Genomic DNA, 16,663 nt, shown 5'->3' on the forward strand with positions numbered 1-16,663 from the left:
TCAGTGGCCCGGGGCCGGGGCGGGCTGCTGCTGCGGCGCGTTGCCGAAATCAACCGCCGGCGCGTTGGAGATCTGCGCTTCGTTTTCCACGGTGAAGTTCGGCTTGGGCTGGTAGCCGAAGATCTTGGCGGTGATCAGCTGCGGGAACGAGCGGATGTAGGTGTTGTAGTCCTGCACCTGCTGGATGTAGCGGCCACGGGCGACGGTGATGCGGTTCTCGGTGCCTTCCAGCTGCGCCTGCAGATCGCGGAAGTTCTGGTCGGACTTCAGCACCGGGTAGTTCTCGGTGACCACCAGCAGGCGCGACAGCGCGCTGCCCAGTTCGCCCTGGGCCTGCTGGAACTGCTTGAGCGAGGCTTCATCGTCGGCGTTGACGTTGATCTGGCCAACGCGCGAGCGGGCGTTGGTGACTTCGGTCAGAACGCGTTCTTCCTGGCTGGCGAAACCTTTCACGGTCTGCACCAGGTTGGGCACCAGGTCGGCACGGCGCTTGTACTGGTTGAGCACTTCGGACCAGCTGGCCTTGACCGCTTCGTCCTTCTGCTGGATGGCGTTGTAGCCGCAGCCGGACAGCAGGGAGGCCAGCAGCAACAGGGAAATGAGGCGGGTCAGCAGGCGCATGGCCAAGGCTCCGGGTGGACTGAGCGCCGAGCATGCCATGGTCGGTGTTAACGGGCGTGTGGAGAGTGTCGGCCGTCGTCGGCCATCGGGCGCCGCCCCCTCCGCGGTAGTTCGTGGCTGGCTATCGGGTGGCGGCCGGGAGGGTGGGTTGGCTGGGGGACGCCGTGAATACGTCCTTGTAGGCTCGGGCGCGCCATCCTTGGCGCTTACGCCCCCAGCCAACCCACCCTCCCGGCCACGGACGGTTTCCTGCGCACCGCGGGAAGATCAAAAGAAAAAAATCAAAATCAAAAGCAAAAGCCGATTCTTCAGACATTTGTGTCGACCAAGGTCGACACCTACCAACAGCACAGAACGCCGTCCCGACAGGTCGCGGAAAACTGTCGAAGGCGGGGTGGGTCAGCTTGCGGGGGCGTGAGCGCCATGGATGGCGCGACCGAGCTTACATGGACGTACTTGCAGCGTCCCTCGCAAGCTGACCCACCCCGCCATCCCACAGCAAACCCGCTTTTGACGTTGCTCTGGCTGTTGCTCCGGCTTCTGCGGGTGCAGGGCGCAGCCCTGCTGCCAAACCCCTCAGCAAGCCTCAGCCACCGGCGCGCGCGCACGCCCCAGCCACGCCAGCAGCAGCGCCGATGCCGCCAGCAGGCCACCGGCCACCGGAATCGCCGCGTAGCCCAGCCCCAGGCTGATCACCGCACCACCCAGCGCCGCGCCCAGTGCATTGCCGAGGTTGAACGCACCAACATTGATCGACGACGCCAGTCCCGGCGCCTCGCTGGCTGCCTGCATCACCCGGATCTGCAGCGGCGGCACGATGGCGAAGGTCGCTGCACCGAACAGCAACACGCCAAGCGCTGCGGTCGCGTGGCTCATGAAGGCCAATGGCAGCACGAACATCAGCGCCGCCAGAACCGCCAGCAGGATGCGGGTCGAACCGTCCAGCGACCAGTCGGCCATGCGTCCGCCGATGCCGTTGCCAATGGTGAAACCAATACCGATCAGTGCCAGCGACAACGCAATGAAGGCATTCGAGGCACCGGTCAGCTCGGTCAACACCGGCGCCACGTAGGTGTAGAGGGTGAACATCGCACCTGCGCCCAGCACCGTGGTCGCCATCGCCAGCAGTACCTGCGGCTGCATGATCGATTTCAGTTCACGTCGGACATCCGGGCGTGTACCCGCTGCGGAAGCCGGCAGTGCCATCGCCAACGCGGTGATCGCCACCACGCCGAGTACGGCAGTGCCGGCAAAGGCCAGGCGCCACCCCAGCTGCTGGCCGACCCAGGTCGCCAGCGGCACGCCACCGATGTTGGCGATGGTCAGGCCCATGAACATCGTTGCCACCGCCGCCGCCTGCTTGTCCTTCGGCACCAGACTGGCGGCGACCACCGCGCCGATGCCGAAGAACGCGCCGTGATTGAGGCTGGTCACCAGCCGCGACAGCAACAGCAGGCCGTAGTTCGGGGCCAGCGCCGACAGCACGTTGCCGACCACGAAGATCGACATCAGCAGCATCAGCGCGGTGCGCTTGCCGAACCGCCCCATCAGCAGGGTCATCACCGGCGCGCCCAGCATCACGCCCACCGCATAGGCGGTGATCAGCATGCCGGCAGTGGGGATGCTGGCCCCCACTCCGCTGGCGATGACCGGCAACAGGCCCATCGGGGTGAACTCGGTGGTGCCAATGGCGAAGGCGCCGACGGCGAGTGCCAGCAATGCGGCTCTGGAATTCATGGGGGTTGCCTGCGTGGGGCAGGCCCTGTGGAAAATGAGCGCGTAGCCTGCGCGCTTTGCCGGCGGGGAGTAAGCCTCCACGCGGGAAAACAGTGTTGATCCCAGTTCACAAGTGGCGGGCAGGTCGGCCAACCGGGTAGCGCCGGGCCATGCCCGGCGAGCGCAGCGGCGCCCGGAAAGCAGAACCCCCGGCGCTGGCCGGGGGTTCGGGGTAATGCTTACCAGTCGCCGGCACCCGGCACGTGGTGTTCGCGTGCGCGGCGGCGCATCAGCAGGTTCAGCCACTCCACCAGCACCGAGAAGCCCATCGCGGCGTAGATGTAGGGCTTGGGCACGTGCACGTCCAGGCCGTCCAGGATCAGCACCGCACCGATCAGCAGGATGAAGGCCAGGGCCAGCATCTTCACGGTCGGGTTGGCATCGATGAAACGGCCCAGCGGGTTGGCCGCCAGCAGCATCACCGCCACCGACAGCAGGATCGCAGCGACCATCACCGGCACGTGGTCGGCGATGCCGACGGCGGTGATCACCGAGTCCAGCGAGAACACGATGTCGATGATCGCGATCTGCGCGATCACGTAGCCGAACACGGCCGAGGTCTTGGTGGTGGTCGGGTCCTCGTCCTCGCCACCGGTGATCATCTCCTTGATCTCCATCCAGCCCTTGATGATCAGGAACAGGCCACCGACGATCAGCACCAGGTCGCGGATGGAAATGCCCATGCCGGCCACGGTGAACAGGTTCGCCTGCATGTGCGCCAGGTACGCCAGCGACACCAGCAGGCCGATGCGGGTGATGCAGGCCACCGCGATGCCGAGGCGGCGCGCGAACGGGCGGCGGTTCTCGGGCAGCTTGCTGACGGCGATGGAGATGAACACCAGGTTGTCGATGCCGAGCACGATCTCCAGCGCGCTCAGAGTGAACAGGGTCAACCAGACGTTCGGATCGGCGAGAAACTCAAGGGACATGGGAAGTCTTCAACAAGGGGGGAGGAAGAAGGATCAGCCGACGCTGGCCGGGAACAACCGCGGCACCAGCACCAGGGCCCAGCACAGCAGCACGTTCATCATCAGCACGAACACTGCCGCCGAGCCCATGTCCTTGGCGCGGCCGGCCAGTTCATGGATTTCCGCGCCATAGCGTTCGATCACCGCCTCGATGGCCGAGTTGGCCAGCTCCATCGCCAGCACCAGCAGCATCGAGCCGATCATCAGCGCGCGCTCCACCGGTGTCTGGCCCAGCCAGATCGCCAGCGGCGCCAGCAGCACCAGCAGGTAGACCTCCAGCCGGAACGAGGACTCATGCAGCCAGGCAGCTCGCAGGCCCTGCCAGGACCAGCGGGCGGCCTGGAAGATACGGCGCGGACCGCGGGGCATGTGGCCGAACTGATCAGCCACGGGTGAAGCATCCAGCAACAGGGGCGCGGCGCAGCGACCGCTCAGACGCACGGCAGGGAATCATGGGTGCACAGGGATAGGCAGACGGCCCCCATTTTGCCACAAGGGCGGCAATGGCAGCCCGGAAGCCCCGCCGGGAGGCCCCGCGAACGGCCCAGCACGGCCAAGCGCGGGGCCAGGCCAGCTTCTATGATGGATGCCCCCTGCCCTGCCGGAGTGCCCGATGACCCGTCCCCGCACCTGCCTGATCCTGCTTGGCCTGCTGGCCGCGCCGCTGGCCCAGGCCCTGAGCCCGCCGGCGCCGCCGCAGGTACCCGCGCAGGTCTCCAACGTGGCCTGGGCCGCCGACATGGCGTCCTTCGCCAGCGCCGACCGCACCAATCCGCCGCCGCGCGGCGGCATCGAATTCATTGGCAGCTCGTCCTTCCGCATGTGGGACAGCCTGGCCCAGGACTTCCCGGGGCAACCGGTGTTCAACCGCGGTTTCGGTGGTTCGGAAGTACGCGACAGCACCTGGTACGCCGGTCAGGCCATCGTGCCGTACGCGCCGTGCAAGGTGTTCTTCTACGCCGGCGACAACGACCTCAACAGCGGCCGCAGCGCGACCCAGGTACGCGACGACGTGGTGGCCTTCGTGCAACGCGTGCATCGCGACCTGCCGAAGACGAAGGTGGAGTACGTCTCCATCAAGCCCAGCCCGTCGCGGGCGCACCTGCTACCGGCGATCAACGACGCCAACGAGAAGATCAAGGCTGCGCTGGCGAAGCTGCCCAACACCGGCTACACCGACATCTACACACCGATGCTCGGGGCCGATGGCCAGCCCGATGCCTCGTTGTTCCGCGAGGACATGCTGCACATGACCCCGGCCGGCTATGCGATCTGGACCAAGGCGCTGGCGCCGAAGGTCAACTGCAACTGAGTGATGCCGGGGTTGCCGGCCAGCGGCCGGCACTACCGGAAAAGCTCCATCCACGCGTGGCGTGGATCTACTGGCTCTATCCACGCATGGCGTGGATCTACTGGCTCTATCCACGCATGGCGTGGATCTACTGGCTCTATCCACGCATGGCGTGGATCTACGTGTCGACCAAGGTCGACACCTACCAACAGCGGCGGGAACCCGCCATCCCACGGAATGCCCGCTGTTGCTCTTGAAGTTGAGGTTGCCGGCCAGCGGCCGGCACTACCGCGGGTGCCGGGTGCAGCCCGGCCCTCAGCGGAAAACCACCGTCGCCTCGGTGCCCTTGCCCAGCTCGCTGGTCAAGCTGACCTTCCAGCCGAAGCGTTCACACAGGCGACGCACGATCGACAGGCCCAGGCCCGTACCCTGCGGACGGCTGGGATCAGCACGATAGAACGGCTCGAACGCACGCGACAGCGCGTCGGCGGACATGCCGATGCCGGTATCGCTTACCACCACCCGGTCGTTGTGCACGTGCACGTCGATGCGACCTTCGTCGGTGTAGCTGCAGGCGTTGCGCACCAGGTTGCTGACCACCACCTGCAGCACCCGGGGCGGTGCATGCAGCTGCACGGCCGCGTCACTGTGCAGGTGCACCGCCAGCGGCCGGCCCACCAGCAGTTCATTGGCGTTGTCCACTTCGTAACGGACGATGTCGTTGACGTCGAACAGTTCCACCTGCGGCTCGACGTCGGCCTCGCGGGCCAGGATCAGGAACGCATCGATCACCGCTTCCATGTCCCGCCCGGCACGCTGGATGCGCTGCAGGCTGCGGCGCAGGCGCGGCTCCAGGCTTTCATCGCCCAGTGCCATGTCGCTGGCCACCCGGATGACGGTCAGCGGCGTACGCAGTTCATGGCTGGCATCTCGGGTGAAGTTGCGCTCGCGTGCCACGTGCGCAGTGACCCGGTTGGCCAGCGAATGCAGCGCCGCTGCCAGTTGCCGGGTCTCGCCCTGCATGTCTGCGGGCAGCTTGTTCGGTTCCAGATCGGCCGCTTCCGGATGGCCCGGATCCCAGCGCGAGACGCGCCGCGCCAGCCAGTTCACCGGTGACACCAGGCGTTTGGACGCGCGGTAGGTGATCCAGGAGGCGCCATACACCGCCAGCAGGGTCAGCAGCACCGGCACGATGCCGAACCAGAACGCCAGCATCTCTGCGCGCGAGCGCATGAACACCAGGTACAGGCGGCCCTCCTCACGGGCGTCGACCAGCACCAGCTGATCGTCGTCGGGCAGTTCGTGGAAACCCGGTTCCAACGTGCGCAGGTTGGCGGGCAACGACAGGCTCGATTGCCCGCGCTCCAGCAGGTAGCCACGGATGTTCTGGGTATTGGGTGGCGGCTGCACGGGCGAGGCCTCGTGCAGCGTCCAGTAGTACGCCGCTTCTTCGCGCAGGGCAGCACCGACCAGGCTGTGCTTGATCACCAGCGAAACCAGCCAGGCGCCCAGCAGGATACCCAGGCTGGCCAGCACGGCTTGCAGGATGAAGGCGATACGGATCTTGCGCGGCAGGCCGTGCGGCATTGCGATGTCCCGGTCAGAGCGCTGCGATTATAGGCAGCGCGCTGTGCCGTGATCGTGCATGGACGATGACGACCGGGCATCCGGAACGTTCCCCCCTTCCCTGCCGACCACAGCCGTGCCGGTTCTGCTGCAACACCGGCACGACGTTGATCAGGCCATCGGCTGGGCGATATCGGCGATGCGATAGCCCGCGCTCTGCACGGTGTGCAGCAGCGGCCGGTCGAACGGCTTGTCGATGATCTTGCGCAGGTTGTACAGGTGGCTGCGCAACGTGTCCGAATCAGGCAGGCCGTTGCCCCAGATCTCGCGCTCGATTTCCTGGCGTGTGACCACACGCGGCGATTCGCGCATCAGGATGGTCAGCAGGCGCAGGCCGATCGGCGACAGCTGCAGCTCGGTGCCGGCACGCGTGGCACGCATGCTGACCGGATCGAGCACCAGGTCGGCGACCTTGAGCACTTCCGAACCGACCTGGCGACGTTCACGGCGGATCAGCGCGCGCAGGCGGGCTTCCAGTTCCTGGATCGCGAACGGCTTGGTCAGGTAATCATCGGCACCAAAACCGAGGCCGGTGAGCTTGTCGTCCAGCGTGTCACGCGCGGTCAGCATCAGCACCGGGGTCGACTTGCGCGCATCGTTGCGCAGCCGGCGGCACACTTCGATGCCATCCAGTCGCGGCAGCATCAGGTCCAGCACGACCACGTCGTAGCTGTTCTCGGCAGCCAGACGGTAGCCGTCCAGGCCATCCTGCGCATAGTCCACCTCGAAGCCACGGCCTTCCAGGTACTCCCCGATCATCTCGGAGATGTTGCGGTTGTCTTCGACTACCAGCACCAAGCCGGAAGTCTCCTTCGTCTGACGCATGAGAATCCCTTTTTCTTCAGCTTTGTGAAACATGCCCGATCGACGGTGCACGCGATGTGAAGTTGCGTCACTGAAAAGAAGATGGCGTGCTCACAGCAGCGGTTTCAGCAGCGGCCATACGTTGTCCAGCACTTTCGGCTGCGCCTGCGCGGTGGGGTGCAGGCCATCGGCCTGCATCAATCCCGGCTGCAGGGCCACGCCTTCCAGCAGGAATGGCAGCAACGGTACCTTGTACTGCGTGGCCAGTGCCCGGTACGCCGCCGCCAGGCGCTGGCGGTAGCCGGGCCCATAGTTGGGCGGCACGTCGATGCCCAGCAGCAGCACCTTGGCACCGGCCTTCTGGCTGGCCTGCACCATTTTTTCCAGGTTGCCCTGCACCTGCGCCGGAGTCAGGCCGCGCAGCGCATCATTGCCGCCGAGGGCGACCACCACCACCGTGGGCTTCTCCCGCGCGAGCAGGCCCGGCAGGCGGGTCAGCGCGCCGGCGGTGGTTTCCCCGCTCATGCTGGCGTTGACGATGCGCGGCGGGGTTTTCGACTGCTGCCTGACCCGCTGCTGCAGCAGGCTGACCCAGCCTGCATCGACCGGGATATTGTGGGCGGCACTGAGGCTGTCACCGAGCACCAGCACGGTACCGGTGGCCGGACCTTTGGCACACGCCAGTGCCGGCAACAGCAGCAACCCTAGCAACAGCAGCATCATTGCGCCGGCTTGCCGGCTCCATCCCGTCTTTTGCATTGGAGTCTCCTCATCGACAGCCTGTCCCCCCGCAGCGCGCCCGTCGCCATCGCCGTCGACCAGGTCGGCAAATCCGTGCATGGCCCGGAGGGTGAAGTCCACATACTGGACAACATCACCCTGACCGTCCATGAAGGCACCAGCGTGGCCATCGTCGGCGCCTCCGGTTCCGGCAAGACCACCCTGCTCGGCCTGCTGGCCGGGCTGGACCTGCCCAGCCGGGGCCGCATCACGCTGGCGGGCCAGTATCTGACGGCATTGGACGAAGAAGCCCGTGCACAGCTGCGCGCGCGAGACGTCGGCTTCGTGTTCCAGAGCTTCCATCTGCTGCCGGCGCTGACGGCGGCCGAGAACATCGCGCTGCCGCTGGAACTGGCCGGGCGCGAGGACCGCACGCGGGTGGATGAAGTGCTGGCTGCGGTAGGGCTCTCGCACCGCGCCCGCCACTATCCGCGGCAGCTGTCCGGCGGCGAGCAGCAGCGGGTGGCCCTCGCCCGCGCGTTCGTCAGCCGCCCGCGCATCCTGTTCGCCGATGAGCCCACCGGCTCGCTGGACCAGGCCACCGGCCAGCACATCAGCGATCTGCTGTTCGAACTCAACGCCGGCAGCGGTACCACCCTGGTGCTGGTCACCCACGACCTGCGCCTGGCGCAGCGCTGCCAGTACATCCATCGCATCGACAACGGCCGCCTGCTGCCGGTGGAACATGGAGTGGACGCATGAACCTGCTGCGGCATGCGTGGCGCGCGCTGCGCCGCGAAGCCCTGGCCGGTGACCTGCTGACCGTCTTCGCCGCCCTGGTACTGGGCGTGGCGGTGATGACGGCGGTGGGCACACTGGTCAACCGGGTCAACCTGGCCCTGACCGGCAGCGCCGCGGAAATGCTCGGCGGCGACCTCGGCGTGGCAGGGCGCGATGACCCGCCTGCCGCGTTCGCCGAGGAGGCGCAGCGACGCGGCCTGGCGCACACGCGGCTGGCCAGCTTCGGCAGCGTGTTGTTCCAGGGCGATGCCAGCCAGATGGCCAGCATCAAGGCCGTGGAAGCAGGCTACCCGCTGCGTGGGGCGCTGCGCGTGCGCGCCACGCCCGGCGGCGCGCTGATCGCCGATGCCGGGATGCCGGCCAAGGGCCAGGCCTATGCCGATCCGCGCCTGCTGCAGGCGCTGGGGCTGAAGGCCGGCGACGATCTGGAATTCGGTGCAGGCACGCTGCGCATTGCCGGCATCATCGAATCCGAGCCCGACGCCGGCGGCGACCTGCTGACGCTGTCGCCGACCCTGCTGGTCAACCGTGCCGATGTGGAAGGCACCGGCCTGCTCGGCCCCGGCAGCCGCATCAATTATCGGCTGATGTTCGCCGGCCCGGCCACCGACATCGCTGCATTCCGGCAATGGCTGCTGCCGCAGGTGAAGGGCATGCGCCTGCTCAGCGTGAACGATACCCAGCGCGGTGTGCGCCAGGCCTTCGATCTGGCCGGTCGTTTCCTCGGCCTGAGCGCACTGCTGGCGGTACTGCTGGCTGGCGTGGCCACCGCACTGGCAGCCAACCGGTTCGCCCTGCGTCGCATCGACCAGGTGGCGATCCTGCGCTGCCTGGGTGCACGCCAGCGCGACATCCTGGCCGGCCTGGCCCTGCAGCTGCTGATGCTGGCCGTGCCGGCCTGTGCGATCGGCATCGGCCTGGGCATGGCGGCGCAGGAAGGGCTGGTACAGGTGCTGGGTAGCCTGGTGCCGCAACGCCTGCCGCTGCCCGAAGCGATGCCTGCGCTGACCGGCGCGGGCATCGGCCTGTTGCTGCTGTTCGGCTTCGGACTGCCGCCGCTGCTGCGCCTGCGTGGCGTGCCGCCCATGCGTGTGCTCAACCGCTCGTTCGCCGCCTTGCCGCCTGCTTCGCTTCTGGCCTATGTGGCCGCACTGGCGGCCAGCCTGGTACTGGCGGTGCAGGTCACCGGCGATCTGAAGCTGGCCCTGTGGGTGCTGGGTGGGCTGGCCGGGCTGGCGGTCGCCGCAGGCGTGGTCGGGTTCCTGCTGCTGCAGTTGCTGCGTGGCCTGCAGCATCGTCTGCATGGCAACTGGCGCTTGGGCCTGGCCGCGCTGACGCGGCGGCGGATGCTGGCGGTGATGCAGCTGGTGGGGCTGTCTCTGTCGCTGTGCGCCCTGCTGTTGCTGGCGGTGATCGGCCCCGGCCTGCTGCAGCAGTGGCGCGAGCGCCTGCCCGCGGACACGCCGAACTACTTCCTGATCAACATCCAGCCCGAGCAGCGCGACAGCGTGCTGGCCGCACTGCAGGGCCTGGGTGCGGATGATGCCAGCATCGAACCGATGGCCACCGGCCGCCTGATCGCAATCAACGGCAAACCACCGCTGCGGGTGGACCGCACGCCGGCCGACGACAGTCAGCCGCAGGGCGAAGGCCAGCGCGACGACGATGACGAGAACCGTCCGCTGAACTTCAGTTGGCGCAGCACGTTCCCGCCGGCCAATACGCTGCTCAACGGCACGTTCTGGACGCCGGACAGCACCGCTGCCGAGGCCTCGGTGGAGATCGGCTGGGCCAAGCGCTACGGCGTGTACCCGGGCGACCGCATCACCATTGCAGTGGGCGAGCAGGAGCGCGAGTTCAGCGTCACCAGCGTGCGCAAGGCCGACTGGAACACCTTCCGGCCGAACTTCTTCGTGCTGTTGAACCCGAACGCAGTGGGCGATACACCGCACAACCTGCTGTCGGCGTTCCACCTGCCGGCGGGACAGGCGGCGGGTCTCGGGGCCCTGGTGCGTGGGCAGCCGAACCTGTCGCTGCTGGACGTGGATGCGGTGATCTCGCAGGTGCGCGATGTGATGGAACGGGTGGCACAGGCGGTGCAGCTGGTGATGGTGTTCAGCCTGCTGGCCGGCGTGCTGGTGCTGCTGGCGGCGCTGCAGGCGACGGCTGGCGAGCGCCGCTATGACAGCGCGGTGCTGCGCACGCTGGGTGCAACGCGGCGCCAGCTGCGTGGCGCGGTACTGGTCGAGTTCGGTGCGCTGGGCGCCTTGGCGGCGTTGCTGGCGGTGGGCGCGGCAGCAGTGATCGGCGTGGCGGTGTCGCAGAAGGTGTTCGAGCTGCCGCTGCTGCCGCCGTGGCCGGGCCTTGTGTTGGGCGGCCTGCTCGGCATTGGCCTGAGCCTGCTGGCCGGCTGGTTGGGCACCCGTCGGATCCTGCACACGCCACCGGCATTGGCATTGCGCGAGACCTGACGCCGTTGTGAAAGCAAAGGCATCCACGCATGGCGTGGATCTACTAGCGATAGCCCCAGTAGATCCACGCCGCGCATGCCAGTAGATCCACGCCATGCGTGGATACAGCGCCGAGCAAGCTCGGCACCCACCAGAGCGTGCACAAGCCCGGCACCCGCCGTGCCGATCAACCTTCCTTCGGCGCCTTTTCCACGTACTTGGCGAAGACGTCGTCGATCTGCTTGTCCTTCACCTTCTTGCCGGCCTGCACATCCTCGGCCTGGGTGAACAACGGGATGATCATCGCCATGCCATCGAGCTTGGTCTTCAGGTGCACGCCCGGGGCCTGGGTCAGAAAGCCGTCCCAACGCTGGCGCACCTTGCTCCAGTAACCGGCAGTGGCCTTCCAATAATCACGTGCGGGAGTGAAGTCGACCTCGGTGGTCCTGATGTAGTCGTTGAAGCCGAATTCGCGGGCGATTTCGACCTGGCTGCCATCGGCGTTGCGCTGCACCTTGGTGTTGAACTGCTCGTGGGTCCAGCCGTTCGGGGTCAGCGTGTGGCGGTTGACCACGGCCAGCGCGTTGTAATCGCTGCGCTTGGTGTACTCGCGGCGTGGCAGCGGGCGCCAGCTGATGTCGCTGGTCCAGGTCGGCACGTTGTTGCCGTAGGTCCACGTGCCGGTGCCGCAGTAGCGCGGTGCATCGCTGACTTCGTACACGCACTGGGTCCAGGCGCCCTGGTTGGTTGCGGCCGCGATCGTGCGCACCTGCCAGGTCTGGTCGGCGCTGAACTCGAAGCGGTTCGGCGCTTCATACACCCAGTCCTGCCGCCAGTGCTTGGTCACGTGGCCGCTCTTCTCGTCCAGCAGCAGGTGCTGCAGCACGATGCGCTTCGGCGTGTCCTCGACCACGATCACCACTTCGTTGCCGCCGCTGCGCATGGCCGGCGCGCGCTCGTAACCCGGCTTCAGCAGCACGGTCTCATCAAAGGCGAAATCCACCGCGTACTCACCCTGCATGGCCAGGATGCTGTCGTGGTCGCGGGCGATGTCGGAGGGCTGCGCGTTGGCGGCGCCACTGGCGGCGAGCAGCACCATCACGCTGGCTGTCTGGAACTTCATCGGGTCTTCCTTCGGGGTTGCAGGTTTCGTGGAAAGGCCATCCTGGCCAGCAGTCGATCCATCGCAATCAGGTCACAGGCGGACCAGTGGCAGGTCGCCGGGGGCGCGCGCGGCGGGCCGGCGTGCGGCATCGGCACAACAACAGTCGTCGATCGCCAGCTCGCCTTCGGCGCCTTCCATGCGCGCGATCCGGCGCGCGGTGGCGGCACCCAGCGACGACAACGTGGACAGGCTGGCAGCGAGCGTGCGGCCCTCGTCAGCGGCGTGCAGGCGCAATGTGCACAGGCGCCAGCGCTGGCCGCCCAGGTGCCCGGCCAGGCGCCGCCACAGGCGCTCGCCGACGCTGCCATCGGCTTCGTGCGAAGGACCGGGCGGCAGCGTCGCCACCAGCCGGTCCCAGGCCAGGAAATCGCTGTCCGGCAACAGGTACAGGCGCCACACGCAGCGGCCGCGAGCATCGAGGAAGCACAGGCTTTCGCGCAGGCCCTCGCTGTCCACGCCCTGGCAGGCATGCACCGATACCGCCTGGCGCCAACCGCCAAGCTCGTTGCCATCGGCGTGGTACAGGCACAACACGGTGCCGAGCGCTGCCAGCTGCGCCGGCGCAGGCCAGGCCCGCAGCGACGAACGCGACAGGGAGGACGGCAGGCGACGTGCGGACAGGGCTCGGCTCATGGGATCACCAGGACACGGCAAGGCTGGCCGACAGGGTGCGGCCGGGGCTGGTATAGCGGTCCAGAACGGTGCTGGTGGCCGACAGGGTCGAGCCGACGTTGGACCAGTCGATGTAACGCTTGTCACCCAGGTTGAAGACACCGACGTTGAAGGTGGCGCCCGGGGCGAAGTTCCAGTGCGCCATCAGGTCGGCCACGCCATAGCCGGCCGGGCGATAGATGGTGGTCGAGGCCACACGGTCCTTGCGCTTGACGAAGGTGCCGGCCAGTTCGACGCCCCAGGTATCGGTGTCATACATCAGGCCGACGGTGCCGCGCATCGGATCGACCGAATCCAGCGGCACATCGGCGGTCTTGTTGTCGCCGCGCGACCACGCCACCGCACTGCGCAGCGCCCAACCCTGCAGCGCCGGGCTGATCTGGCCGAAGTCGACACCGGCCTTCAGTTCGGCACCGTAGATGCGCGCGTCGGCGATGTTGCGCGACTGGAACACCATCAGGCCCTGCGCGTTGGTCCCCACCAGCGTCTGCGACTCGATGAAGTCCTTGTAGTCGTTGTAGTAACCGCTCAGGCTCACGTACGCCGCTGGCGACAGGAATCGCAGGCCCAGTTCGACACCATCGCTGGTTTCCGGCTTCAGGTCCGGATTGGGAATGGCGGTGTAGCCGAAAGCGAAGTTGGTGAAGCCGAGGTTGACGTCGTTGTACGGCGGCGAGCGGAAACCACGCGAGTAACCGGCAAACAGCGACCACTCGTCGGTGAAGCGATAGACCAGGCCGAACTTCGGCGACACGCTGGTCTTCTTCAGCTCCGACACGGCCACGCCGGGATTGTCCTCGGCGAAGATGCTGTCCACGTCCGGCTTCAGTTCGTAGCGGTCCACGCGCACACCCGGCACCAGCGACAGCTTGCCATCGGCCAGGCGCATTTCATCCTGCGCGTACAGGCCCAGCTCGGTGGTCTTGCTGATCGGGAAATCGCGTACGGGGAACGCGTCGGGCAGGATCGTCGTGCTGACCACGCCACGGTTGCTGACCTGGTAGCCATCCCGCTTCTGGCGGATCTCGGTGCGGGCGCCATCGAAGCCATAGGTCAGCGCGTGTTCGACGCTGCCGGTGCTGAAGGCCTTGTTGAACACTGCCTGCAGACCGTACACGCGCTGGTCGAAACTGAACTCGCGATGGCGGGTGCTGCCGTTGGCGCGCGCTTCATTGGTGCGCTGCCTGGTTTCGCTGTCCTGCGTGTAGACCTGCCAGTGCAGGCTGTCGGCGAAGCCCTTGTCCAGCGCATCCATCTCGTGGGCGAAGGACACGCGGGTGCGGTTCTGCGTGTCGCGCGCCTTCATGCCGGTGGTGGTGGTGCGGTCGATCGAGGACAGCACGTTGGTATCGGTGTTGTCTTCGTTGCCTTCCACGGTCAGGCGGAAACGCTGGTCTTCGCTGGGCGCATAGACCAGCTTGGCCAGGCCGCTGCGACCATCACGGTCCTGCGGGTTGGCCGCGGTGCGCGTGTTGTCGTTGCTGCGCACATCGCCCTTGTTGTCGGTTTCCTGGCCCTGGCGGTGGTTGATGTTGACCATGCCGCTCCAGTGCTCGCCACCAAAGGCGCTGGTGACGCCGCCGATCAGGCCTTTCCACTCGCCGTCGTAGCCGAACTTCAGGCCGACGTAGCTGTCCTTGCCATCCTTCAGGTAATCGGCCGGGTCCTTGGTGACGAAGGCAACCACGCCGCCGAGTGCGTCCGAGCCGTACAGCGAGCTGGCCGGTCCACGCACGATCTCCACGCGCTTGAGCGTGTCCAGGTCGGTGAAGTTGCGGTTGGCGTTGGAGAACGAGCCGATGTTGAAGCTGGTCGGCATGGCGATGCCATCGGTCTGGATGCGCACACGGTTGCCGTCCAGGCCGCGGATGCGGATGCTGCCGATGCCGAAGCGGGTGGCACTACGGCTGACCGACAGGCCCGGCTCGTAGCGCACCAGATCCTTGATGTCCTGCACCAGCTGCCGGTCCATCTGCTCGCGGTCGATCACATCGACGGTGGCAGCGACATCGCTGACCGCACGTTCGGTACGGGTGGCGGTGACCTGCACACGATCGAACTCGCGCGCGTCGGGCGCGGCGTCGGCAGCAGCATGGGCGGACAGCGGCAGGGCCATCCACAGGGCAATGGAAAGGGCAGTCGGGCGGGTCATCGGCATCGTTCGGTCAGGCAGGGGAACCCCCGGCCACTGCCACGCCAAACAGGCATGAACGGTAGACCGAGGGGGAGAGAGCAGGAGCGGACGGGTCGCCCACCCTGCCGGCGCGGCCGACAGGAGGGAGGGAGGCGGGCGACCAGACCGCGTTACTTGGTCAGGATCAGCTTGTCGTTGCTGGTATGACGCAGACGGTAGAAACGGTCACCGTGCTGGATCAGGATTTCGCGACGGCCCTTGAGCAGGGCTTCGCTGTCGATGACCTCTTCCGGCGGCACGACACGAACCGGGCGGTCGCGGAGGGTCAGCGTTTCGGGGCGCAGCAGTACAGGTTGAGCATTCATGAGCATCTGGACTCGTGCGAGGGACGAGTTAAATGATAATGATTCTCAGTTGACAATCAACAATCATTCTCAACTTAATTGATGGAATTAATGATCGAAATTTAAATTTCGATAGTCTATGCCTATTGGATTGGGCGCAATTGGCCGCGGTAAGGCCGGCCGAGCGTGGGCTCGGCCCTACAACCTGTCCCCGGCCCTCAGGCGAATACGGCTTCCACCTGTGCCCAGCCGGCGTCGTCCACCTGCGCCAGCACGTCCAGCGACTGCAGGTTCTGCAGCAGCTGGCTGACCCGGCTGGCGCCGAGGATCACACTGGACACGTTGGGATTGCGCAGGCACCAGGCGATGGCCAGGCTGGCCGGGGCGTGGCCCAGCTCGCGGGCCACGGCACTGAAGCGACGCACCCGGGCCAGGCGCGCATCGGCGTTGTCGCCCAGCACCAGGTCCTGCAGCCAGCCCATGCCTTCGCGGCCCAAGCGCGCATCGGCCGGGACGCCGTCGTCGTACTTGCCGCTCAGCAGGCCCGAGGCCAGCGGCGAGAAGATCGTGGTGCCCAGCCCGGCGGTGGCATACAGCGGCGCGTACTCCACTTCCACCCGCTCCCGATGCAGCAGGTTGTACTGCGGCTGCTCCATCGACGGTGCCTGCAGGTTATGCCGCGCGGCGATGTCCACCGCTTCCTGGATCTGGTTGGCCGACCATTCCGACGTGCCCCAGTACAGCACCTTGCCCTGCCGGACCAGGGTGTCCATGGCGTGCACCGTTTCAGCGATCGGAGCGTCCGGATCCGGTCGATGGCAGTAATAAAGGTCCAGATACTCCACCCGCAGGCGCTTGAGCGCAGCATGGCAGGCGTCGGTCACATGCTTGCGCGACAGGCCCCGCTGGGTCGGCCGCGGGTCCTGGGCACTGCCGAAGAACACCTTGCTGGACACGCAGAAACCATCGCGCGGCAACCGCAGGTCGGCAATCACATCGCCCATCACCTGCTCGGCGCGGCCGTTGGCATAGCCCTCGGCGTTGTCGAAGAAGTTGATGCCGTGGTCCCAGGCCGCCGCCACCAGGTTGCGTGCCTCGTCGCGCGGCACCTGGTCGCCGAAGGTCACCCAGGCGCCGAAGGACAGGGCGGAAATCGGCAGGCCGGTGGAGCCAAGGCGACGGTAGAGCATGCGATTCTCCTGCTGCGGGCCCGCATACGGGCCGGGATCAAGCCACCATTCTACCTGTCCCGGCAGGCGCAACCCCTTGCTGTTGCTGGCCTGATCGGAGC

Annotated in this window: 15 protein-coding genes; 3 read left to right on the forward strand and 12 right to left on the reverse strand. The window is 66.8% G+C overall.

Annotation, left to right across the window (positions count from 1 at the left end; all coding sequences use genetic code 11):
- From WKB25_RS11015 to WKB25_RS11030, 4 genes are all read right to left on the reverse strand, one after another.
- A complete protein-coding gene (locus tag WKB25_RS11015; RefSeq protein WP_340570604.1) occupies positions 1–621 on the reverse strand; it encodes a LemA family protein in 621 nt (206 codons plus the stop codon).
- Between the two features lie 576 nt (positions 622–1,197).
- Complete coding sequence (locus WKB25_RS11020) at positions 1,198–2,358, reverse strand: MFS transporter (RefSeq protein ID WP_340570606.1); 1,161 nt, start codon at positions 2,356–2,358, stop codon at positions 1,198–1,200.
- A gap of 218 nt (positions 2,359–2,576) precedes the next feature.
- Entirely contained in the window at positions 2,577–3,326 is a 750-nt protein-coding gene (locus WKB25_RS11025; RefSeq protein ID WP_340570609.1) for a TerC family protein, read from the reverse strand.
- A gap of 33 nt (positions 3,327–3,359) precedes the next feature.
- Complete coding sequence (locus tag WKB25_RS11030) at positions 3,360–3,755, reverse strand: diacylglycerol kinase (protein ID WP_340570611.1); 396 nt, start codon at positions 3,753–3,755, stop codon at positions 3,360–3,362.
- Positions 3,756–3,978: 223 nt separating this feature from the next.
- Between WKB25_RS11030 and WKB25_RS11035 the strand changes: the two genes are divergently transcribed.
- Positions 3,979–4,677 carry an SGNH/GDSL hydrolase family protein gene (locus tag WKB25_RS11035; protein WP_340570613.1) on the forward strand — a complete coding sequence of 233 codons (699 nt, stop codon included), beginning with the start codon at positions 3,979–3,981 and terminating at the stop codon, positions 4,675–4,677.
- A 294-nt stretch (positions 4,678–4,971) separates the two neighbouring features.
- Here WKB25_RS11035 and WKB25_RS11040 read toward each other — a convergent pair whose 3' ends face one another.
- The 3 genes from WKB25_RS11040 to WKB25_RS11050 all read right to left on the reverse strand — a co-directional run bounded on the left by WKB25_RS11040 (position 4,972) and on the right by WKB25_RS11050 (position 7,845).
- Entirely contained in the window at positions 4,972–6,243 is a 1,272-nt protein-coding gene (locus tag WKB25_RS11040; RefSeq protein WP_340570614.1) for a HAMP domain-containing sensor histidine kinase, read from the reverse strand.
- Between the two features lie 150 nt (positions 6,244–6,393).
- Positions 6,394–7,107 (reverse strand): response regulator transcription factor, encoded by a 714-nt coding sequence (locus WKB25_RS11045; RefSeq protein WP_002811889.1) that lies wholly within the window; start codon positions 7,105–7,107, stop codon positions 6,394–6,396.
- A 90-nt stretch (positions 7,108–7,197) separates the two neighbouring features.
- Positions 7,198–7,845: an arylesterase gene (locus tag WKB25_RS11050; protein ID WP_340570617.1), complete on the reverse strand. Its 648-nt coding sequence runs from the start codon at positions 7,843–7,845 to the stop codon at positions 7,198–7,200.
- A gap of 75 nt (positions 7,846–7,920) precedes the next feature.
- Between WKB25_RS11050 and WKB25_RS11055 the strand changes: the two genes are divergently transcribed.
- Both WKB25_RS11055 and WKB25_RS11060 read left to right on the forward strand, forming a co-directional pair.
- On the forward strand, positions 7,921–8,568 hold the full coding sequence (locus WKB25_RS11055) for an ATP-binding cassette domain-containing protein (protein ID WP_340570715.1): 648 nt from the start codon (positions 7,921–7,923) through the stop codon (positions 8,566–8,568).
- A complete protein-coding gene (locus WKB25_RS11060) occupies positions 8,565–11,078 on the forward strand; it encodes an FtsX-like permease family protein (protein ID WP_340570618.1) in 2,514 nt (837 codons plus the stop codon). The genes WKB25_RS11055 and WKB25_RS11060 overlap by 4 nt, the downstream gene beginning before the upstream one ends.
- 166 nt (positions 11,079–11,244) lie before the next feature.
- Here the strand turns inward: WKB25_RS11060 and WKB25_RS11065 are convergent, their stop codons facing one another.
- From WKB25_RS11065 to WKB25_RS11085, 5 genes are all read right to left on the reverse strand, one after another.
- The gene (locus tag WKB25_RS11065) at positions 11,245–12,180 is read right to left on the reverse strand and encodes a DUF6607 family protein (RefSeq protein WP_340570620.1); all 936 of its coding nucleotides are present in this window, start codon (positions 12,178–12,180) and stop codon (positions 11,245–11,247) included.
- Positions 12,181–12,252: 72 nt separating this feature from the next.
- A complete protein-coding gene (locus tag WKB25_RS11070; RefSeq protein ID WP_340570622.1) occupies positions 12,253–12,855 on the reverse strand; it encodes a Hemin transport protein in 603 nt (200 codons plus the stop codon).
- A 4-nt stretch (positions 12,856–12,859) separates the two neighbouring features.
- The gene (locus WKB25_RS11075) at positions 12,860–15,046 is read right to left on the reverse strand and encodes a TonB-dependent hemoglobin/transferrin/lactoferrin family receptor (RefSeq protein WP_340570623.1); all 2,187 of its coding nucleotides are present in this window, start codon (positions 15,044–15,046) and stop codon (positions 12,860–12,862) included.
- Between the two features lie 152 nt (positions 15,047–15,198).
- Positions 15,199–15,393: a hemin uptake protein HemP gene (locus WKB25_RS11080; protein ID WP_005412278.1), complete on the reverse strand. Its 195-nt coding sequence runs from the start codon at positions 15,391–15,393 to the stop codon at positions 15,199–15,201.
- 197 nt (positions 15,394–15,590) lie between these two features.
- Positions 15,591–16,562: an aldo/keto reductase gene (locus WKB25_RS11085; protein WP_340570625.1), complete on the reverse strand. Its 972-nt coding sequence runs from the start codon at positions 16,560–16,562 to the stop codon at positions 15,591–15,593.
- Positions 16,563–16,663: the final 101 nt, after the last annotated feature.

The sequence above is a fragment of the Stenotrophomonas sp. G106K1 genome, from assembly GCF_037969685.1.
Classification (GTDB): domain Bacteria; phylum Pseudomonadota; class Gammaproteobacteria; order Xanthomonadales; family Xanthomonadaceae; genus Stenotrophomonas; species Stenotrophomonas lactitubi.